Raw genomic sequence first — 21,851 nt, 5'->3', positions numbered from 1 at the left:
AAGGTAATAATTTACAAAAAAAGGTAATGATGTAATGAAATTAAAGTAATATATGTGAAGTCAATCAATTTTTATTGTTTTATAAATTAAAATACTATTATAGTAAGAAATAAAAAAGTTATGATTCTAAAATAGAAAGTTAAGAAAAAAATTCAAAAGTATGATAAAATTATAAAAATATATAAATTTAGATAGAGGTGCTTTATGAAGAAATTTAGTCATGGATGTACACTTGATTGCTTTGATTGTTGTAAATTCAATATATATACTGAAGAAAACAAAATTGTGAAGATAGAGGGTGATAAAAGTCACCCATATACAAAAGGCTTTATATGTAAAAAAGGGTTGGCACATTTAGATCGATTAAATCATAAAAACAGAATATATTCTCCAATGATAAAAGTTAATAATGAATGGCAGAGTATTTCTTTTGATGAAGCTCTAAATATTATGACTGAAAAACTTGAATATTATAAAAATAATTACTCTTCAAGGGCAATATTATATTATGAGCAATATGGAAATGGTGCATTACTTAAAAGTGTAGGAGATTTATTTTTTAACTTTTATGGAGGTGTTAGTAAATCCAAGGGAGGTCCTTGTTGGAGTGCAGGGATTAAAGCACAAACAATTAATTTTGGAGATGTGAAAAGTCATTCATTAGATGATATGCTGAATAGCAAAACAATATTTGTATGGGGAAAAAATCCGGCATTTACTAGTATACATACAATGCAAAGTATAAAAAGGGCAAAGAATAATGGAAGTAAAATAGTAGTTATTGACCCAATTTATACAAAGACAGCTGAACTGGCTGATAATTATGTAAGAATTAAACCTGGTGGAGATGGAGCATTAGCTCTAGCAATGGGAAAAATAATACTTGATAAGAATTTACATGATGAAAATTATATAGAAGCTTATGTAAATAATTTTAATGACTACAAAAATTATTTAGAAAGCTTAAGTCTTGAAATTTTAATAGAAATTTGTGGTGTAAGTAAGGAAGATATAGAAGAGTTAGTTACATTATATACTAAGAAGTATTCTACTATACTACTTGGGTATGGTATGCAAAAATATAAGAACGGAGGAAATACTATAAGCTTAGTAGATATTTTAGGAGCAATAACAGGGCAAATTGGCTTTAGCGGTGGAGGAATTAACTATGCGAATAAGGTTTATCCTAATGTAATTAACTCTGATCCATATAACAGTGAAGAAAATTGTGAAAATAGATTTTTTTATGTAAGTCATATAGCAGATTTTATAAATGACTCATTAGTTGGAAAAGATTATTATGATGAAGAAAAAATATACATAAAAGATGATAACTTAAGAATAGATGCTAATATATTTAATGAACCAATAAAAATGGCTGTAATAACAAAAAGTAATATGATAAACCAATTGGCGGATCTAAATAATTTGAAAGAAGCTTTTTCAAATATAGAATTTAAAGTTTGTTTTGATATGTTTATGACAGATACAGCTAAGGAATGTGATTTATTTATTCCAACAACTAGTACTTTAGAAAGTGAAGACTTAATTTATAGTTCAATGAATAATCCATATATAGTTTATAATGAGAAAGCTGTTGAACCAAAGGAACTATTGATGGATGAATATGAATTCTTTAAAGAACTTGCAAAAAGAATTAACTTAAGAAACTATCCTTATGTAAGCAAAAAAGAATATTTATCAAAGGTTTTAGAGCCGTTAAAAGCTTTTAATAGTAAAGTTGATATAGAATTTTTAAAAGAAAATCATTTTACAATTCATAATCCTATAGCCTGGGAAGATAAAAAATTTGATACTAAATCAGGCAAATTCGAGATATTTTTTAATAATAGATTATATAAAAATTATAAAAAAGAAAATGAAGATATAAGAAAATTTAGGTTGTTAACTAATCACAGTAGAGATACTTTATCAAGTCAACATATAATGGATAATGATGGGGTTTCAATTGCACATATAAATGAAAAAATGGCAAATGAATTATTTACAAAAGAAAATGAAATAATATTATTGAAAAATAAAAATGGTGAAATAAAAACAAAGATAAAGATAGATAATTCTGTTGGTGATTTTGTAGTATTAATGTATGCTGGATGGTGGACTAAACATGGAAACCCAAATTATTTAACTGATTCAGGCATATCCGATATAGGTGGACAGGTTACTTATAATGAAACTGAAGTAGAAATAGTAAAAGTGAAAAATTCAACGGAATAAAAGGAAAATATTTTAGAAAAAATTAAAGATAATACTTAAACTAGAATTTAAATATATTTTATATATAAATATTAGCAATTCTTATAGAAGGTGTATCGAAAGATACGCTTTTTATAATTGAAAAATTAATGAAATAAGAAAATAATATAAAATATAGAGATAGGGGGATTAGGACAAATGATATTGTCATATTTGAATGACTTGTTTGAGGATAAAAAATTTTTAAAGAAAACTATAACTATTGCTATTCCAATAGCTATGCAAGCACTTCTTAATACAACCTTAAATCTTGTAGATACAATGATGATTGGTAGTTTAGGGGAAAGTGCTATAGCAGCTGTTGGACTTGCGAATAAAGTATTCTTTGTTTTTATATTATTATTATTTGGAGTTGTTAGTGGATCATCTATACTAACAGCTCAATATTGGGGAAAAAGAGATGTGAAAAATATAAGAAGAGTTCTTGGCATTTCTCTTATAATTGGAGTTACTGCATCAATAATTTTTATGGCAGCAGGATTGTTGATACCCAATATAGTTATGCGAATTTTTACGCCAAGTGAAAGCACAATAGCAGTTGGAGCATCTTATTTAGTTATAGTAGCTTTAAGTTATCCACTTACTGCGGTTACAAACTGCTATATAGCACTTTTAAGAGCAACTAATAAAGTAAAAGCTCCAGTTTTTATAAGTATAGTATCTATTGGAGTAAATGTAATATTAAATTATACATTTATATTTGGAAATTTTGGTGCACCAGAGTTAGGGGTTAGAGGAGCTGCGCTTGCAACTGTTATTGCAAGATTGGTAGAGGCTATTTCTATTTTATCTGTTGTTTATATTGATAAAGGGGCAGCAGCAGCTAAAATAAAAGAACTTATAGATTTTGATAAAGAATTTATAAAAAGATATTTTGTTACAGTATCACCGGTTATAGCAAATGAATTTATATGGGGACTTGGAGTTACTATGTATTCATTAGTTTATGGAAGAATGGGTGATGAGGCAGTTGCATCAATAACAATAACACAAAACGTTGAGCAAATTTGTGTTGTCTTATTTCAAGGGTTAAGTTCAGCTACAGCAGTTATATTAGGAAATGAGCTTGGTGCAAATAAATTAGATAATGCAGAAAAACATGCAAAAAGTTTCTTTACATTACAATTAATATTAGCCTTAATAATGGGAATAATATGTATTTTAATAAGAACTCCATTAATTAGGTTATTTTCTGTTCCAAATAATGTAGCAAGGGATATAACTAAATGTTTAACTGTATTTGTATGTTATTTACCATTTAGAACTTTTAATTTAGTAAATATTGTGGGAGTTCTTAGAAGTGGAGGCGATACAAAGGCATCTCTTCTTTTAGATATGACTGGAGTATGGTGTGTTGGTATTCCATTTGCCTTCTTAGGAGGAATAGTTCTAGGATTACCTATTTATTATGTTTATGCAATGATAACGCTAGAAGAAGTATATAAATTTATATTAGGATTTAGAAGATATAAACAAAAGAAATGGCTTAAAAATATAGTTGGAGTATAATAAAGATAAAATTAAATGTAACTTAATTACAATAATAATTATAGGAGTTAAGGGGGCATTAGGTGGATATAAAAGATCTTAGAGCAAAAGAAATAATTATAGACATAAGAAAAAATTTACCCAGCAATAAAAATACTGTTGAATCAGTAACCTTAGGAATACTTCTTGCAATAGTAGGAGGATTTTTAGATGCATATACATTTATATGTAGGGGAGGAGTATTTGCTAATGCTGAAACTGGTAATATGGTATTGGTTGCTTTAGGTATTACTAATAGAAATTATAATGATGTATTTATGGCGGTACTTCCTATTTTATCATTCATAATAGGAGTTTTTGTTGCAGAGGCAATAAAGAAAAAATCTACAGAAAATTATTTGGAATCATCTAAGGGTGAGCAAATTATTTTAATTGTTGAAGCAATTGTGTTAGTCATAGTTGGATTTGTACCAAAAGATGTTCCGCATATATTTGTAACAGTTACTATATCCTTTGTTTCATCAGTACAAATATCATCTTTTAGAAAGTTAGTAGATTCTCCATACAGCACAACAATGTGTACAGGTAATTTAAGAATAGCATGTCAGTCAGTTTATTTAGCAATAGCAGAAAGAAATAAAGATGCCTATATAAAATCAATTAGGTATTCAATAATAATATTTTCATTTTTAATTGGAGCATCATTAGGAGGAATATTAACTGTAGTAATAGGTGTTAAATCTATATGGGCTTGCTCTTTAATATTAATAATTGCAAAAATTTTATTTAATATAAGAGAGAATCAAGTTAAAGAAAAGAATAGTACTGTTGATTTAATAAACAATTAAATGTTGAAATAATTTTAATGCTTGTGTATAATACAATATAAATTAGAAAAAAACTCGTATATCATCGATAATATGGATCGAAAGTTTCTACCTGCTAACCGTAAATTTGCAGACTACGAGGTATTGGATTTGAAATAGATAAAATTATCGTAGATTTTGAATAAATTTATAGATATCTTTTCAGTTTTAAATACAGCACCTCGATTACGAGGTGTTTTTTTATTTAAAACGATAGGAGATGAAGGAATGAATAATTCAAAAACAACAGATAAAATTAACTTATTGTATGGGGTTGATGATAATCCAACAATACTAGAAAAAATATTATTTGGAATTCAGCATATATTTGCTGCATTTGGTGGCATAATAGTTGTTCCACTAGTTATATCTAGTGCCTTAGGGTTTGATTCTAAAACATCAACAGCATTAATAAGTGCATCAATACTTTCAGCAGGAATTGCAACTATAATACAAGCTAGGGGAGTGGGACCAGTAGGTTCTAAGGTAGCTTGCATAATGGGGACTGACTTTACATTTGTATCTCCATCTATTACAGTTGGATCTGTTTTAGGACTTCCTGGAATAATAGGAGCAACAATTTTGGGATCTTTTTTCGAAGTGATTCTTAGCTATTTTATAAAACCCCTAATGAAGTTATTTCCACCTTTGGTTACTGGAACGGTTGTATGTTTAATTGGACTAACATTATTACCAGTATCAATAGATTGGGCCGCAGGTGGAAGTGGTGCAATAGATTATGGAAGTATAAAAAATATAGTTATTTCAATGCTTGTACTTACTGGTACATTATTATTAAATCATTATGGAAAAGGGATGCTTAGTGGTGCATCAATACTTATAGGAATGTTAATTGGATATATTGCGTGTATTCCACTTGGATTAGTAGATTTTACTGCAGTTAAGGAAGCAAGCTGGATTTCACTTCCTAAAATACTGGAATATGGAGTTGCTTTTGATTTAAAAGCAGTCATTGCATTTGTTCCAGCATATTTTGTAGCATCAATTGGAACTGTAGGATGCTTAAAAGCCATTGGAGAAGTTTCACAAGTAGATCTTAAAGAAAAAAGAGTTGGAGCTGGAGTTTTAGCAGATGGAATTGGAAGCATGATAGCTGGATTTGTAGGTGCATTTCCAAATACAACCTTTAGTCAAAATGTTGGTTTAATACCGTTAACTAAAGTTGCTAGTAGATACGTAGCAGTTATGGCAGGAATTATATTAGTTATTTTAGGGTTTTTACCTAAACTTGCAGCAATAGTTAATAGTATTCCACAACCTGTTTTAGGTGGCGTTGGCATAGTAATGTTTGGAACAGTTGCAGCAGCAGGAATAAAAACATTAAGTAAAGTAAAAATAAATGAACGTAATTTATTAATAATAGCTACATCTATTGGATTAGGACTTGGTGTAACTTTTAGACCAGAATTTATTTCACAATTACCAGAAGGATTAAAAATGATTTTTTCATCAGGAATATCAACTGGAACTATAGTAGCATTAATACTAAATGTAGTTTTAAAAGAGGACAAGCCAGAAATAGAAGTTATTGATGAAAGTGATTTAGAAGCGGCATAATTATATAAATGAAATAATAAACCCTCAACCAATAAAAGTGTTGAGGGTTTTAATTTATAATTGCTGTTTATTTAAAACTATATAAGGATGATTTGTAAATAGTTTAATAAATTAATGAGAAGTTACTAATAATACTTTTATAGAAATATGGAGGTGTTATTGATGATTAAAGGAATATTAGATGAATTGATACTTAAAAACTCAGAAAATTTATCACAACATAATTTTCAAACAAATTCATCTTTGAGAATAAACAAAGATGTTGATAAATTAAAAATAAATGATGATACTTCGAATGAAGATATAATTTTGATGAATACTCATCAAAAATTACAAATTCTTATGTAGAACTTCAGGATGTTATGAGTAATAAAGACAAATATGAAATTTCAAAAAATGATGAAGATAAAGTTGATTTAAATTCGTTAATTTTGAATAAGGAATAATGATAAAGAAATTTTTAAAAGCTGAAAGTTAAAAGGGAATTAACTTTCAGCTTTTAATTATGGAAGAGCGTATATTTGTAGTTGAAAGTTGATAATTATAAATCTTATATAATTCAGATTTCATCAAAAAGGTGCAATTAAAATAATAACTTATAAAAATATTGATGAAAAAATATTTATATATGGTAAAAAATATATTAATTAGTATAATATCAATAATAGCAATAAGTAGTATAAGGGGGAGTAAAGATGAAAAAAGTTAAAATTGCTTTATTGGGGCTAGGCAATGTTGGGCGTGGAGTTTGGATGATACTAAATTCGAACAAAGAAGAAATTATGAAAAGATCAGGCTACGAAGTTGAAGTAAGTAAAATTCTAGTTAGAGATCTAAAAAAAGAAAGAGGGGTAGAAGTTCCTAGCGAGCTTTTAACAACAGATTTTAATGATATCATCAATGATGATTCTATTAAAATTGTAGTAGAAGTAATGGGAGGGATTGAACCTGCTAGAGAATATATGCTAGAATCTATGAATAAAAGAAAACATATAGTTACGGCAAATAAAATGCTTCTAGCAACAGGTGGAGATGAATTATTTCAAAAAGCTGATAGTCAAGGAGTTATGTTTAATTATGAAGCTAGTGTAGCAGGTGGAATTCCAATAATTAATGGTATAAACGAAAGTTTAACAGCTAATAAAATAGAAAAGTTATATGGAATAGTTAATGGAACAACTAATTATATATTAACTAAAATGGAATTTGAAAACTTAAGTTTTAATGAAGCCTTGAAGCAAGCTCAAGAAATGGGATATGCCGAAACAGACCCAACATCAGATATTGAAGGGTTTGACGCTCAATATAAGTTAGCTATCCTTTCTTCATTAGCATTTGGAACTAAAATTAAAGTTGAAAATGTATATAGAGAAGGTATAAGTAAAATTGAATCAATAGATATACAGTATGCAAGAGAATTTAAAAAAGTTATAAAGCTATTAGCAATAGTTAAAGATAATGCTGGAAAATTAGAGCTTAGAGTTCATCCAACTATGATACCTGAAAATCATCCATTAGCCAATGTTTATGATTCATTTAACGCTGTATTCATAAAAGGGAATGCAGTTGGAGATTTGATGTTCTATGGAAGAGGTGCTGGCGATTTACCAACAGGTAGTGCAGTTATATCAGATATAGTATCAATATTAAGAAGTAATATTGATATAGATAATATTAATACAGTGGTAAAAAACAATTTATGGGATAAAGAGTTATATAATATAGAAGAGGTCATAAGCAAATATTATATAAGGTTAACAGTAGAAGATAGACCAGGGGTCTTAGGTGAAATAACATCAGTTTTTGGTTCAATGAATGTTGGATTGCTTTCTGTAATTCAAAGAGGTAGAGATATAGAAAATGAAAATAAAGTGACTTTAGTTTTAGTAACACACTACACAAAAGAGGGCAATATTTTAAATTCAATAGATAGTGTTTGCAAGTTAAATTCAGTTTATAAAATTAACAATATAATAAGAATGGAAGAATTTAATTAGTATAAGTTATAAATTAAGAGAGGACTGTCTATGCGATAGTGCCTCTTATTTTTATATTGAAAGTTGTATATATAAATTTAAAGTATTATAATAATAAATTAAGAGGTGAAAAAATGAGTATCATAAAATTAATTAATAATGAACAAGCTCAGAAGTTAATTAAAGATAGTAAAGAATTATTAATAATAGATGTAAGAAAATTTAGTGAATTCAAAAAGTCAAGAATAGTTAACTCTAAAAATATACCTGTAGATGAATTGGAATGGGAACTAGAGGAACTAGAAGATTTTAAAGATAAGCCTATTTTAGTATATTGTAAAGTAGGAGCCAAAAGTAGTGTAGCATGCGCTATGTTAGAAGAAGAAGGTTTTAAAAAATTATATAATTTAAGAGGCGGAATCTTAGATTATACAGGAGCTATAGAATAAAATATATTGGTATAATATATGCTATATTTGTAAATAATAATTATGTAAAAAGATTGACACAACAAAAAAACAATGATACAATGAATGATGTATTTAAGAAGAAACAGCCGTTTCTCACCTTACGGCAATGCTTAGTAGGGTATGTAATTTTGTATTAATTTCTAGCTATAAGTTTAGTTAGGTTTTTATAAGATACTAGAGGGCGGCATAATATGTCCTCTATTTTTGTTGTGTTTTTATTTAAAATTTTGGAGGTGACTTGGTATAAGTAAGGATTTTACTTGTAATGAAGCTATAAGAGTTAAAGAAGTTAGAGTGATTGATTCAGAAGGTAATCAATTAGGTGTACTTCAAACAAAGGAAGCTCAAAAAATTGCGGAAGAGAAAGAATTAGATTTAGTTATGATTTCTCCAAATGCTAATCCACCAGTGTGTAGGATTATGGATTTAGGTAAGTATATTTATGAGCAATCAAAGAAAGAAAAAGAAGCTAAGAAAAAGCAAAAGGTAACTGTTCTTAAGGAAATAAGATGCAGTCTTACTATTGAAGAAAATGATATTGCAATAAAAGCAAAAAATGCTAGAAAGTTTTTATTAGACGGGGATAAAGTTAAAATCACTGTTAGATTTAAAGGAAGAGAAGCACAATTAGGACATATTGGACAAAAAATATTAGATAACTTTGTTTCTAAATTAGAAGACGTTTGTGTTGTTGAAAAGCCTGCTAAGCATGAAGGTAGAAACATGACAATGGTTTTAGGCCCTAAAAAAGCGTAACTTGAGAGGAGATAAGTATCATGCCAAAAATGAAAACCCACAGAGGTGCAGCAAAGAGATTTAAGAAAACTGGAACTGGAAAGTTAAAAAGAGCGAAAGCTTTTAAGAGTCATATATTAACAAAGAAAAGTGCTAAGAGAAAGAGAAACTTAAGAAAAGCTGCTTATGTTTCAACTACTCAAGAAAAAGCAATGAAGAAATTATTACCATACCTATAATATAGAGGTTTTTAGGAGGATTAAACATGGCTAGAGTTAAAAGAGCGGTAAATGCTCGTAAGAATCATAAAAAAGTATTAAAGCTTGCAAAAGGATATTATGGTGGAAAAAGCAGACTATTTAAAACTGCTAACGAATCAGTAATAAGAGCTTTAAGAAATGCTTATGTTGGAAGAAGATTAAAGAAAAGAGATTTTAGAAGACTTTGGATAGCAAGAATCAATGCTGCAACAAGAATGAATGGTCTTTCATACTCAAAATTTATGAATGGAATTAAATTAGCTGGAATAGATATGAATAGAAAAATGTTATCAGAAATAGCTATAAACGATCCAAAAGCATTTGCAGATTTAGTAGAATTAGCAAAGAGCTCAATTAAGTAGTTTATACTATTTATAAAACACCTTAAAGTTAATATTTTAAGGTGTTTTTATTTTATAAAAAAATTTAAAATTTAAAAAATGATATTTTAGTAGAGTTAATGAATATATTGATTAACAAAATTTATATGGTAGTTATATAATATATATAAGACTTACAAAGATTAAAAAAAGAGGGGATTAAAGTGAAAATAGGATTAGTATTATCAGGCGGCGGAGGAAAAGGAGCTTATGAACTTGGAGTTTGGAAGGCATTAGTATATTTAAATATTCATAAATACATAACTGTATTTTCAGGAACATCAATTGGAGCTTTTAATGCTGTATTATTTGCTCAAGATAATATAAAAGATGCTGAATCCTTATGGGAAGAAGTAACAATAGATAAATTAATTCCTATTAGTAAATTTGAGTTATTCAAAAAGGGAGTAGGTCTTATATTAGGAGGAAGAAATTTAAATATAGCTAAAAAGTATATGAATCAAAAAATAGAAGAAGGTGCAGTATCTAAAGAAGGTGCAAGAAATATAGTAGACAAGTATTTAAATATTAATATGATGAAGGAAAACAATAAGGTTTGTTATGCAGCTTGTACTGAATTGCCTGATTTTAAAGTAAAATATTTTAAAGTAAATGATTTTAATGAAGAATTGGGAAAAGAAATTATAATAGCATCCGCATCACTCCCATTAATATATGAGCCTACAGAGCTTTTTGGATGTAAGTATATAGATGGAGGTATTTGTGATAATACACCTATACAACCCGTTTATGGAGAAGGGTGTGATATTATAATAGTAGTATTATTATCTAAAGAAGCAAAAGTTGATAAAGCGTTATATCCCAATACTAAAATAATAGAGATATATCCAAGAAATTTAAATGAAAGTGTAATTAATGGAACATTAAATTTAGATGAAGAAGCTAAAAAAAATAGAATAAGAGAAGGATACGAAGATACAATATCTCTTTTAGAGCCAATTATGCAAATGACAGAATTTAAAAATAAAGTAGAAGAAGAAGAAAAGTTTCCCAGGTTATTTAAAATATATAACTTTATAAAAAGTATAGTAAGACATTATAAAAAAGATGATATCAGCATAGGTTTATAAATTAAAAAACTGAGATGATACTCTCAGTTTTTAATATATTAAATTTGAATAAACATTATTATATTCATAAGTTAGGCCTTCATATATAAATTCTTTATGACTAATATTTAATAAATCACTAGGCTTTGTTAGGCCTGGAATTTTATCAGAGTCATATATGTTACTTTTAATTAAAAGGTGTGAAATAAATTCTGAACAAAAATAATGGTTGTCCCTTTTCATTGGTCTATTTATAGCAACTCCAATTAATCCTAATAGACTATATTTATATTTTTTTTGCTCTTTTAGGAAGCTTTTAAGTTCTTCTTTTAATAATTTATATTGGTTATTATCGACACTAATTTTATAAATGACACATCTGCTATTTTGAAATCTTTTATATACACCATCTTGTAAGTTTTCTTCTACAAGTCCACCTATAAAAGGAATTTGTGGAAAGACTCTTCCAAATGAATACATTTTTTTGAAGGAGTCATCAAAACTCAAGGAAACATGTACATATTCGTCTTTTGTGTAGTAATTAATACATTTTGAAAGTAGCGTACCAGTATTTGAAAACACTAAGTAAATATGTTTATTTTTCATATTGTAAAATCATCCCCCAAATAATAAATAATAATATAAAAGCATTCTATAGATATGATTATATATTATAAATCTTAAATAATCCTTAAGAAAATCTGAAAAAATACAAATTTTATTAAAAATATTTAATAGTTAATATATATATATTATGTCAATGATATATTAATGAAGCTTTATAATTAAATAAATAATAATTATAAAAAATAAATAATATTTGATTAATTAATATAAACTAGAAATATGCTTAGCAATAAGATATTATAATTTATAAATGGATCTTTTACAATAGGAATTTAATGCAAGAGGTGGTTATTTGAAAAAGAATGCAATGCAAAGGGAATTTAAAAAGCTAAAATCACAGATTGGTCAAATAGAAGAAATAGCACATAATTCAAAAGTAGGTGCTTTAATTGAACAAGAATCTTCATTAAGGAAAAAGATAAGACAATTAAAAGAAATGGAAAGCGAAGGATTTAAAGAGTTTTCAGATATAAATGAAAGATATGAAGAACTTTTGGAATATGTCTCTAAAAGATTACTGGATGATTATAATAAAAAGAACAATACAAATTTCGATTTCTATCAAGTAATAAGAGGAAATTATAATAGTTTTATAAACTCAGGATTTATGTCTGTATTAACAAAGCAACATATACCAAAGCTTATTTCTAAAGAGTTTGAAGAAAATTTCCCAAGTAATCCTAAAGATGAATACAAATTAGCAAGAAATATAAAGAGAAAGATTTATATACATCTAGGTGAAACTAATACAGGTAAAACCTATACAGCTATGGAAAGATTAAAAGTGGCTAAAAAGGGTGTTTATTTATCACCTTTAAGAATTCTAGCATTAGAAAACTATGAAAAATTAAATAATAATAATATTCCTTGTAATCTTTTAACAGGAGAAGAAGAAATATTAAAAGAGGGAGCAACACATACATCTTGTACAATAGAAAAGGTAGATTTAAAAAAAGAATATGATATAGCAATTATAGATGAAATTCAAATGATAGATGACTCTCAACGGGGAGCAGCTTGGAGTAGAGCCTTGCTTGGGCTTAGGTGCAATGAAATCCATATTTGTGGGGCTTTAAATGCTAAGGCTGTAGTAGAGAAAATAGTAACTGATTGTAATGATGATTATGAATTTAAAGAATATAAACGAAGTATTCCATTAGAAGTTCAAGAAAATAATTTCAACTATAATAATGCAGAAGAGGGAGATGCTATAGTTGTATTCTCTAAGAAAAAGGTTTTACAAATAGCGCAGCAATATTCAGATTTAGGTATAAAAACTAGTATAATTTATGGGGATTTACCTCCAGAGGTTAGGAGAAAACAATATGATATGTTTATAAGCAAAGAAAATAAAGTTCTTATAACTACTGATGCTATAGGGATGGGGGTTAATCTTCCAATAAAGAGAATAGTATTTTTAGATATACAAAAATTTGATGGAGAAGAAATAAGGTATCTTACATCACAAGAAATAAAGCAAGTTGCAGGTAGAGCAGGTAGAAAAGGTATATATGAGATTGGCTATGTAGCTACTGTAAGAGATAATCAGAAATTTATAAAAGAGAAGCTAGAAGAAAGAGATAAAATCATAAATTCAGCTGTGATAGGACCTTCAGAAGCTATATTAAATATTAAAAGCTTACCTCTTAATGAAAAATTAGCTTTATGGGCAACGAGGGAAGAATCTATAGATTATTATAGAAAAATGGATATAAACGAATATTTAGTTATACTAGATAGTATTAAGAGATATAAGTTGAAGGAAGAAGTTCAGTGGGATCTATTAAAAATACCATTTGATATATCAAAAGAAGAGCTTATGAATACATTTTTAGATTATGTTGAAGAGTTATTTGTTATAAAAAATAAAGCAATAACTAGACCACAATGTTTTAAGGGAAATTTAGATGAGCTTGAATGCTATTATCAAAGGATAAATATTTACTATTCATTTTGTAAAATATTCAATTTGGAATTTGATTTTAAATGGATACATGAAGAAAGGCTTAAAGTAAGTGAAGAGATAAACGAAATATTAGTTAGGCTTTAGTTAAAATAATAAAAGTAAAATAACTAATCTTGAAAGGAAGATAAAATGATATATAAATTTAAATTTGAAGACAAGGAATATACTTTAGAAGAGGAAAACTTAGAATATTTTGCAAATGATGAAAATGAAGAACTTCAAGAATTTGATACTGAAAAGGTATTAGAATTACTTTCAAATAGCAATGAAGCAGAATTTCAAAATGCATATTATGAAAGTTGTTGTAGCAATTGTAGGGCAGGAAAAGAAGAAAAAAAGAAAGTTTTTGACTTCTTAGAGTTCTATTTTTATGCTTATGGAAAAAATAATAAATTTATTACAAGCAGTATAGATAATCAATACGATAAAAAATCTTTCACTAGGCTAAATAGAGAAGGTATAGTAGATAAGAGTTACTTAGTTACAGTAATAGTTTGTAAAAATTGTGGTATGTATTCTATAGAAGTAGAAGAATTTGAACTGTAATTTATAAAGTAAATAAATGATGTATTAAAAAATTTTTAGGGTATAAAATACTTTTGAAAGGATGTGTTTTATATGTCAAGGAATACAAAAAGTAAAAATCCTATGCAAAAGGGATTAAGAAGACAAAAGTTACATGAAAATCAAAATAATATTGGAAATGATAAAAATAAAAATGAATATACAGATTTTGATGGAGAACCAATAAAATAATTTAAACTTAAAATAGCTAAGATTATATTTTTATAATTTTAGCTATTTTTTAATTCTTAATATTAAGTTAAGGTTAATAGTAAATTGTTGTAAAAATGTATAATTATGATAATATGTAATAAGAATAAATATAAAGGGGCTTGGTTATGAGTAAGAAATTAGACTTGATAATAGGAACAATTATAATTATATATTATATAAGCATAAACTTATTATTCGGAAAAATAACTTTTAGTGAAGTTTTCTTTGCATTAGGAGTTATTTTAATTATTTATCATTATATGAAAAATAAATTGAGAAAATATTTTAATAAGAAATTCAAAAGCAAAAAAATAATTAATATAGGTAAATACTGTATAATAGCTATTATTTTGTTTTTTATGATTATAGAATGTGCAATAGTTATATTTCCTAAAAAAGATAATAGTTATTCTAATTATGTTATAGTTCTTGGTGCAGGAGTTAAAGGAAAAAGGCCGAGCCTTACATTAAAACAAAGATTAGATACAACAATTAAATATATTAATAATCAAGACAAGAAACCTAAAATAATAGTATCAGGGGGACAAGGTCCAGGTGAAGATATATCAGAGGCGCAAGCAATGAAAAAATATTTAGTAGATAATGGAATAAAGGAAGAATTGATAATAATGGAAAAAAAGTCTACAAATACAAATGAAAATTTATTATTTTCAAAAGATATATTAGAAAATGAGACATCTAAGAGTGTATCAGATTTAGATATAAAAATAATAACTTCAGATTTTCATGCATTTAGAAGTAATATGATAGCAAAGAAACTAAATTATAATACAGTTAGCTTTTATACAAACAACACATTACCTTTATTAGTTCCAGTTATGTATTCTAGAGAGTTACTAGCAGTAATTAAATCTTATCTAATAGATATAAAAAATAATTTATAAAATTATATAAAGGTAAAAGAAAATTATTGTAGAATATTAGATTAGGTAAGAAATAATATAAGTAATTAAGAATATAGACGAGGTATAAGGGGGAAATAATATGTCTAAGGTTACTTCCTGTTCAATAGTGATTAAGGATGATTTTAAAAATGTATTTATTGTAAAAAAGAAAGTAAAGAAAAATGAACAGGAATTTTGGTACAATGTAGGGAAAAAATTAAAAGGAAGAGAATCCGAAGAAAAATGTGTTTCACGTGCTATAAAAGAAGATTTAAAATCTATAGTTTTTAATGTAGAGAAAATAGCTAATATATTAAATGAAGAAAATAAAGAAATATATGCAGTTTATCAAGGAGAGCTAAAGACACAAGTTACATATGGAAATGATATAATTGAAGGAGCTTGGGTAAGTTTAGAAGAATTAGATAATTTTAATTTAGCTCCAGGAGAAAAAGATAAAATTTTAATGTATTATAATAAATAGCAAGAAGTGATGTCTTTAGAGAACATCTATTTATTAATGAAAGATGAAGTTCTATTGACATCATAAACTGGAATAATTATCATATAATTAATAAGATTAATATAAATTCATTTGTTTAGAGAAAAAGTCTTTATTTATTTGTTTTAATATTTATCTATATACTTAAATAAAAATATAACATCTAACAAAAAAGAGAAATCTAATTTGAAAGATAGTAGAAAATAATTTATTAAGAATAAAAGTTTATAAATTAAGCATACGCTTAGTTTATTTTATAATGTTATAAATTTTATTGTTAATATAAAAAGTCTATTTTCTTTGAATTAAGAAAGTAGACTTTTATTTTGCTTCACAAAATTAAGGAGGTAACTATGAAAATAGGGGTTATAAGTGCTATTTTAGAAGATCCAAATAAATGTAATGCTGAATTTAATGAAGTTGTTGCAAGCTTTAGAGGAAGTATTAAAGGTAGGATGGGGATACCACTAGAAAATGAAATATCAATTATATCTATAGTTGTTACAGGTGACTTAAATGAAATTAATAGTTTAACAGGAAAACTCGGAAATATTAAAGGAGTAACAGTTAAAACAGCTATTAGTAAGAAAGAGCTGTAGTAAAAAAGTATAAGTACATAATAAAAATAAACATAATAAAGTATCTATCAATGGATTTTTGGAGGAGTGTATATGGTAGTTAAAAATATTATAGATAAGCTATATAAGTTTAATAATGCTAGTAGGGATGAACTTATTTTTTATTAGATAATCTAAATCAAGAAGATAAAACTTATTTAATACAGAAATCTCATGAAACTAGAATGAAAACTTATGGGGATAAGGTTTATATGAGAGGTCTTATTGAGTTTACAAACTTCTGCAAAAGAAACTGTGTTTATTGTGGAATAAGAAGAAGTAATACAGAAGCAGATAGATATAGATTAACAAAAGAAGATATTATGGAATGTGTTGATATTGGGGACAGGCTGGGCTATAAGACATATGTTCTTCAAGGTGGAGAAGATGATTATTTTACAGATGAAGTAATGATAGAAATAATAAGAATGATTAAGGAAAAATACCCCAATAATGCAATAACATTATCTTTAGGAGAAAGAAGTTATGAATCTTATAAGAAGATGTTTGAGGCCGGTGCTGACAGATATTTATTGAGGCATGAAACAGCTACAAAGGAACTTTATGATGAACTTCATCCAGGAGCCAGTTTTGAAGAAAGAAGACAGTGTTTAAAAAATCTAAAGGAAATAGGATATCAAGTGGGAGCAGGCTTTATGGTTGGGCTTCCAAAACAAACTAATAAAGATTTAGTTAATGACTTACTATTTGTAAAAGAGTTGGAGCCTCATATGTGTGGAATTGGTCCGTTTATTCCCCATAAAGATACACCTCTTAAAAATAATAAAGCTGGAACATTAGAAAAAACTACTACAATGTTGGCATTGGTAAGATTACTATTGCCTAATGTTTTATTGCCATCTACAACTGCTCTTGGAAGTATAGATCCAACAGGTAGAGAAAAAGGCATAAAAGCAGGTGGAAATGTAGTTATGCCAAATTTATCACCAACTAGTGTAAGAGAAAAATACTCACTTTATGATGGGAAAATATGCACTGGAGATGAGGCTGCGGAATGTAGGCAGTGTATAGAAGGAAGGATAAGAAAGGCTGGATTTAAGGTTGAAGTAACAAGAGGTGATAATGTAGCCTGGAAAAAAGAGCATGGATATAACTTTGTGGAAGAAAAAATCCAAGCTGAAAATATAAGGATAATAAATAAATAAATAAATAAATTATAGATTATAGGAGTGTTTTATATGTTTATTGATCATGAATATATTGAAAAAATTTTAGAAGAAGCTAAGAAGGCAACAAAAGAAGAAATAAATGCTGTTTTAGAGAGAGCTAAGAAAAGAGATGGATTATCATATGAAGATATAGCAGTATTACTTCAAGCAGAAGATGAAGAAGATTTGAAGGAAATATATAAATTAGCAGGAGAAATCAAAGATTCAATTTATGGAAAAAGAGTTGTAATGTTTGCCCCGCTATATGTAAGTGATTATTGTGTAAATAATTGTGTTTACTGTGGATATCAAAGATGTAATGAATTTGGTAGAAGAAAATTAACTATGGAAGAAGTAAGAGAAGAAGTTAAAATTCTTGAAAAAATGGGACATAAAAGACTTGCTTTAGAACTTGGAGAAGATCCTGTAAATGCTCCAATAGATTATGTAGTAGAATGTTTAGATACCATTTATAAGACTCAAAATGAGAATGGAGAAATAAGAAGAGTAAATGTTAATATAGCAGCAACAACTGTTGAGAATTATAAAAAATTAAATGAAGCTAAGATAGGAACTTATATTTTATTCCAAGAAACATATCACAAACCAACTTATGAAAAAATGCATCCAAAATCAATTAAAGGAGACTATAATTATCATTTAACAGCCTTTGATAGAGCTATGGAAGCTGGAGTAGATGATGTGGGAGCTGGAGTTTTATTTGGGTTAGCTGATCCCAAATTTGAAATTATAGGTCTTATGATGCACAATAAACATTTGGAAGAAAAGTTTGGAGTAGGATTCCATACCATTTCAATGCCAAGACTAAAGCCAGCTAAAGGAATGACTTTAGAGCAATTCCCACATATAGTTGATGATGATATGTTCAAAAAATTAGTTGCAATAGTAAGAATTGCTGTACCATTTACAGGCATAATAATGTCAACAAGAGAAACTGCAGAGATGAGAAGAGAATTATTAAAATGTGGAGTATCACAATTAAGTGCAGGTTCAAGTACAGGTGTTGGAGGCTATAAGGATAGAGAAGAAGGAAAAGAAGTTTCTCAATTTAAAACATCAGATGAAAGAACTCCTCTTGAAGTATTAAAGGGAGTTTTAGATGATGGATATATTCCAAGTTATTGCACAGCATGCTATAGAAAAGGAAGAACTGGAGAAAGATTTATGACTCTTGCTAAAAGTGGAGAAATTCAAAATATGTGTGAACCTAACGCAATGGCTACATTATTAGAATTTGCTCTAGATTATGGCGATAAGGAAATATTAGAAAAATCAGAAAAAGTTATAAGTAAAGAAATAGAGAATATAAAAAGAGAAGATATAAAAAATGTACTAAAAAGTAACTTAGAAAAACTAAGAAAAGGACAAAGAGATTTATATATATAGGGGGAGGTTACTATGAATTCAACACCAAATGCAAATAGGAAGCATATTGCAGTGTTTGGGAAAACTAATGCAGGAAAATCATCATTAATAAATAAATTTTTAGGTCAAGAAATTTCGCTTGTTTCAGAAAAGGAAGGGACAACAACAGATCCAGTTCAAAAAGCCATGGAGCTTATACCAGTTGGACCAATTTTGATGATAGATACAGCAGGGTTTGAAGATAAAAGTGAACTTGGGGAAATAAGAATAAAAAAACATTAGATATTATTAAAAGAACAGATGTAGCAATTTATATCTTTGATATTAATGATATTGATTTGAAAAAGTTTAAAGAAATTAAGAGAAATTTTAAAAAATATAATATACCTTATATAATTGTTATAAATAAATGCGATAGTGTAAAAGAAAATATATTAGAAGAATTAAAAAGTAAATTCAATGATTCAATATTTTTATCATCACAAACAGGTGAAGGTATAGATTTATTAAGAGATAAACTTATAAATATATTACAGCAGGAGGAAGAAGAACTTCCAATAGTAGGGGATCTGCTTGAATATAATAGTAAAGTAATTTTAGTTGTCCCAATAGACTCAGAAGCTCCAAAGGGAAGAATAATACTACCACAGGTACAATGTATAAGGGATTGTTTAGATCATGGAATAAAAAGTTATGTTGTTAGAGATACAGAACTTAAAAGTGCACTTGAAGATATAAAAGATGTAGATTTAGTAATAACAGATTCTCAAGCATTTAAAGAAGTAGACAAGATTGTTCCTAAAAACATAAATTTAACAAGTTTTTCAATGCTATTTGCAAGGCAAAAAGGAGACTTTGAAGAGTTTATAAAAGGAGCATTACAAATAAAAAATTTAAATAAAGATTCAAGAATATTAATGGCAGAAAGCTGTACTCATAATGTTTCTCATGAGGATATTGGAAGAGTTAAAATTCCAAAGCTATTAAATAACTATGTTGGAGCAGAATTAACATATGATTATAGTATTTTTCATGACTTTCCTGAGGATATGGATAAATATGATTTAATAATTCATTGTGGAGCATGTATGATTAATAGGAAAACTGTAGTTAATAGAGTAAATCAATGTAGAGAAAAAAATGTTCCGATAACTAATTATGGAATTGTACTGGCATATTTAAATGGAATTTTGGAAAGAAGTTTATCTTTATTTAATATTAAGTATGATGATATAATATAAAGACTGAATTTAACTAAAGAAAAGGGGGAGTGTTAATTATGAAGGAATTAGCAATGGAAGCAAATAGATGTTATATGTGTAAAAAACCAAGATGCCAAGCACACTGTCCTATAAATACTTCTATTCCAGAAGTTATAGAATTATTTAAAGAAGGGCAAATAGCAAAGGCTGGGGAAATTTTATTTCAAAATAATCCACTATCATTAGTTTGTGCTATAGTATGCCCTCATGAAGACCAATGTAGAGGAAATTGTATTAGAGGAATAAAAGACGAACCAGTAAGCTTTTGTGATATAGAGAAGCATGTATCAAAATATTATTTAGAAAACATAAAGCTTGAAAAAGAAAAAGAATTAGAAGAAAGAATTGCAATAATAGGTGGAGGACCAGCTGGAATAACTATAGCTTTTATATTAGCACAAAAAGGATATAAAGTTACTATATTTGATTCACATGATAAAATAGGGGGAGTATTAAGATATGGAATACCAGAATTCAGACTTCCCAATAGTATTATAGATCATTATGAAGAAAGATTAATTGAATTAGGAGTTAAAATAAGACCAAATACATTAGTTGGGCCTGTTTTAACCCTAGATAAACTTTTCTTTGATGGATATAAAGCTATATTTATAGGTACAGGAGTATGGAATCCTAAGACATTAGATATAAAAGGTGAAAGTTTAGGGCATGTACATTATGCAATAGATTATTTAAAATCACCTAGTGTTTATAACTTGGGAAATAAAGTATGTGTAATAGGAGCTGGAGATGTTGCGATGGATGCAGCAAGAACAGCAAAAAGAAATGGTGCTAAAGAAGTATATATTTTATATAGAAAAGGAATGGAAAATATACCTGCAACAAAAGCTGAGTTAGAAGGAGCAATTTCAGATGAAATTAAGTTTGAGTTGTTTAAGTCTCCTGTAGAGTTAACAGAAGAAGGAGTTAAATATATAGAAACAGAAAATGTTGTAGATGAAGATGGAAAAATCAGCACTATAGTTATTGAAGGAAAAGAAGGAATATTTGAATGTGATTCAATAATAATTGCTGTAAGTCAATCTCCAAAGAATAATATTGTTTCAAATACAACAGGACTTGAAACAAATAAGTGGGGGCTTCTATTAACAGATGAATATGGTCATACAACAAGAGACGGAGTTTTTGCATCAGGAGATGTAGTTACCGGAGCTAAAACTGTGGTTAGAGCAGCATCCCATGCCAAAATAGTTGCAGAAGAAATAGAAAAATACATTCAAAAAAATAAGTAAATTCAGTGAAGTAGAGTGTATGCATAATTAAATATAGATTATAATAGAAAATTTTAACTATATTAATTTAAACAATTTGAAAAAGGAGATAACACTATGAGTTTCTCCTTTTTATCTTATGAAACTTAAAAATATAATTATACAAATTTCTTAGGATTTTAATATTAAAAGTGAATTTATTCTAAATAATAAAAAAACTATTTACAATGCAACAATGTTACGTTAGTATTGAAAGAATAAATAAGATAATTGAAATGAAAGATGAGGCATCTTTAGATGATTTAGCC

At 27.4% G+C, this 21,851-nt stretch carries 20 protein-coding genes, 2 pseudogenes and 1 riboswitch; of the genes and pseudogenes, 21 read left to right on the top strand and 1 reads right to left on the bottom strand.

All coding sequences use genetic code 11. From position 1 onward, the window contains the following. The first annotated feature begins 204 nt into the window (after positions 1-204). The 11 genes from A500_RS15870 to A500_RS15820 all read left to right on the top strand — a co-directional run bounded on the left by A500_RS15870 (position 205) and on the right by A500_RS15820 (position 11,121). Complete coding sequence (locus tag A500_RS15870; RefSeq protein WP_016208582.1) at positions 205-2,238, top strand: molybdopterin-dependent oxidoreductase; 2,034 nt, start codon at positions 205-207, stop codon at positions 2,236-2,238. Between the two features lie 177 nt (positions 2,239-2,415). Then, entirely contained in the window at positions 2,416-3,786 is a 1,371-nt protein-coding gene (locus tag A500_RS15865) for an MATE family efflux transporter (protein ID WP_016208581.1), read from the top strand. A gap of 62 nt (positions 3,787-3,848) precedes the next feature. Continuing rightward, positions 3,849-4,613: a YoaK family protein gene (locus A500_RS15860; protein WP_016208580.1), complete on the top strand. Its 765-nt coding sequence runs from the start codon at positions 3,849-3,851 to the stop codon at positions 4,611-4,613. A 34-nt stretch (positions 4,614-4,647) separates the two neighbouring features. Then, a riboswitch (purine riboswitch) is annotated at positions 4,648-4,749 on the top strand. Between the two features lie 110 nt (positions 4,750-4,859). Next, positions 4,860-6,209, top strand: coding sequence for a uracil-xanthine permease family protein (locus A500_RS15855; RefSeq protein WP_016208579.1), 1,350 nt, complete (start codon positions 4,860-4,862; stop codon positions 6,207-6,209). A gap of 162 nt (positions 6,210-6,371) precedes the next feature. After that, positions 6,372-6,557, top strand: coding sequence for a hypothetical protein (locus tag A500_RS15850; RefSeq protein WP_016208578.1), 186 nt, complete (start codon positions 6,372-6,374; stop codon positions 6,555-6,557). 347 nt (positions 6,558-6,904) lie between these two features. Next, positions 6,905-8,206, top strand: coding sequence for a homoserine dehydrogenase (locus A500_RS15845; RefSeq protein ID WP_016208577.1), 1,302 nt, complete (start codon positions 6,905-6,907; stop codon positions 8,204-8,206). A gap of 113 nt (positions 8,207-8,319) precedes the next feature. Then, a complete protein-coding gene (locus A500_RS15840; RefSeq protein ID WP_051993180.1) occupies positions 8,320-8,634 on the top strand; it encodes a rhodanese-like domain-containing protein in 315 nt (104 codons plus the stop codon). Positions 8,635-8,898: 264 nt separating this feature from the next. Further along, positions 8,899-9,411 (top strand): translation initiation factor IF-3, encoded by a 513-nt coding sequence (infC, locus tag A500_RS15835; protein ID WP_040437019.1) that lies wholly within the window; start codon positions 8,899-8,901, stop codon positions 9,409-9,411. 20 nt (positions 9,412-9,431) lie between these two features. After that, positions 9,432-9,629, top strand: coding sequence for a 50S ribosomal protein L35 (gene rpmI / locus A500_RS15830; RefSeq protein WP_005211352.1), 198 nt, complete (start codon positions 9,432-9,434; stop codon positions 9,627-9,629). 26 nt (positions 9,630-9,655) lie between these two features. Beyond that, complete coding sequence (gene rplT / locus A500_RS15825) at positions 9,656-10,012, top strand: 50S ribosomal protein L20 (protein WP_016208574.1); 357 nt, start codon at positions 9,656-9,658, stop codon at positions 10,010-10,012. Between the two features lie 182 nt (positions 10,013-10,194). Continuing rightward, positions 10,195-11,121: a patatin-like phospholipase family protein gene (locus tag A500_RS15820; RefSeq protein WP_016208573.1), complete on the top strand. Its 927-nt coding sequence runs from the start codon at positions 10,195-10,197 to the stop codon at positions 11,119-11,121. Between the two features lie 30 nt (positions 11,122-11,151). Here the strand turns inward: A500_RS15820 and A500_RS15815 are convergent, their stop codons facing one another. Further along, the gene (locus A500_RS15815; RefSeq protein ID WP_016208572.1) at positions 11,152-11,706 is read right to left on the bottom strand and encodes a hypothetical protein; all 555 of its coding nucleotides are present in this window, start codon (positions 11,704-11,706) and stop codon (positions 11,152-11,154) included. A 313-nt stretch (positions 11,707-12,019) separates the two neighbouring features. Here A500_RS15815 and A500_RS15810 point away from each other — a divergent pair, with 313 nt between their 5' ends. The 10 genes and pseudogenes from A500_RS15810 to A500_RS15770 all read left to right on the top strand — a co-directional run bounded on the left by A500_RS15810 (position 12,020) and on the right by A500_RS15770 (position 21,564). Further along, positions 12,020-13,777: a helicase-related protein gene (locus tag A500_RS15810; protein WP_016208571.1), complete on the top strand. Its 1,758-nt coding sequence runs from the start codon at positions 12,020-12,022 to the stop codon at positions 13,775-13,777. Positions 13,778-13,822: 45 nt separating this feature from the next. Beyond that, positions 13,823-14,239: a DUF3785 family protein gene (locus A500_RS15805; RefSeq protein ID WP_016208570.1), complete on the top strand. Its 417-nt coding sequence runs from the start codon at positions 13,823-13,825 to the stop codon at positions 14,237-14,239. Positions 14,240-14,311: 72 nt separating this feature from the next. Then, entirely contained in the window at positions 14,312-14,449 is a 138-nt protein-coding gene (locus A500_RS20825) for a clostri-philic family protein (RefSeq protein WP_016208569.1), read from the top strand. A 146-nt stretch (positions 14,450-14,595) separates the two neighbouring features. Then, the gene (locus tag A500_RS15800; protein ID WP_016208568.1) at positions 14,596-15,375 is read left to right on the top strand and encodes a YdcF family protein; all 780 of its coding nucleotides are present in this window, start codon (positions 14,596-14,598) and stop codon (positions 15,373-15,375) included. 100 nt (positions 15,376-15,475) lie between these two features. After that, positions 15,476-15,859, top strand: a complete 384-nt coding sequence (locus A500_RS15795; protein WP_016208567.1) for an NUDIX hydrolase — start codon at positions 15,476-15,478, stop codon at positions 15,857-15,859. Positions 15,860-16,230: 371 nt separating this feature from the next. Then, positions 16,231-16,476, top strand: a complete 246-nt coding sequence (locus tag A500_RS15790) for a TM1266 family iron-only hydrogenase system putative regulator (protein WP_016208566.1) — start codon at positions 16,231-16,233, stop codon at positions 16,474-16,476. A gap of 72 nt (positions 16,477-16,548) precedes the next feature. Then, positions 16,549-17,660: pseudogene (gene hydE / locus A500_RS15785) on the top strand ([FeFe] hydrogenase H-cluster radical SAM maturase HydE). A 33-nt stretch (positions 17,661-17,693) separates the two neighbouring features. After that, positions 17,694-19,070: a [FeFe] hydrogenase H-cluster radical SAM maturase HydG gene (gene hydG, locus A500_RS15780; RefSeq protein WP_016208564.1), complete on the top strand. Its 1,377-nt coding sequence runs from the start codon at positions 17,694-17,696 to the stop codon at positions 19,068-19,070. A 12-nt stretch (positions 19,071-19,082) separates the two neighbouring features. Next, a pseudogene (gene hydF / locus A500_RS15775) lies at positions 19,083-20,290 on the top strand ([FeFe] hydrogenase H-cluster maturation GTPase HydF). Between the two features lie 38 nt (positions 20,291-20,328). Next, on the top strand, positions 20,329-21,564 hold the full coding sequence (locus A500_RS15770; RefSeq protein WP_016208563.1) for an NAD(P)-dependent oxidoreductase: 1,236 nt from the start codon (positions 20,329-20,331) through the stop codon (positions 21,562-21,564). Positions 21,565-21,851 lie beyond the last annotated feature (287 nt).

Origin of the sequence: Clostridium sartagoforme AAU1 (assembly GCF_000401215.1) — a bacterium.
GTDB classification, from domain to species: Bacteria; Bacillota; Clostridia; order Clostridiales; family Clostridiaceae; genus Clostridium; species Clostridium sartagoforme.
This window is presented reverse-complemented; position numbering and strand designations above follow the sequence as displayed.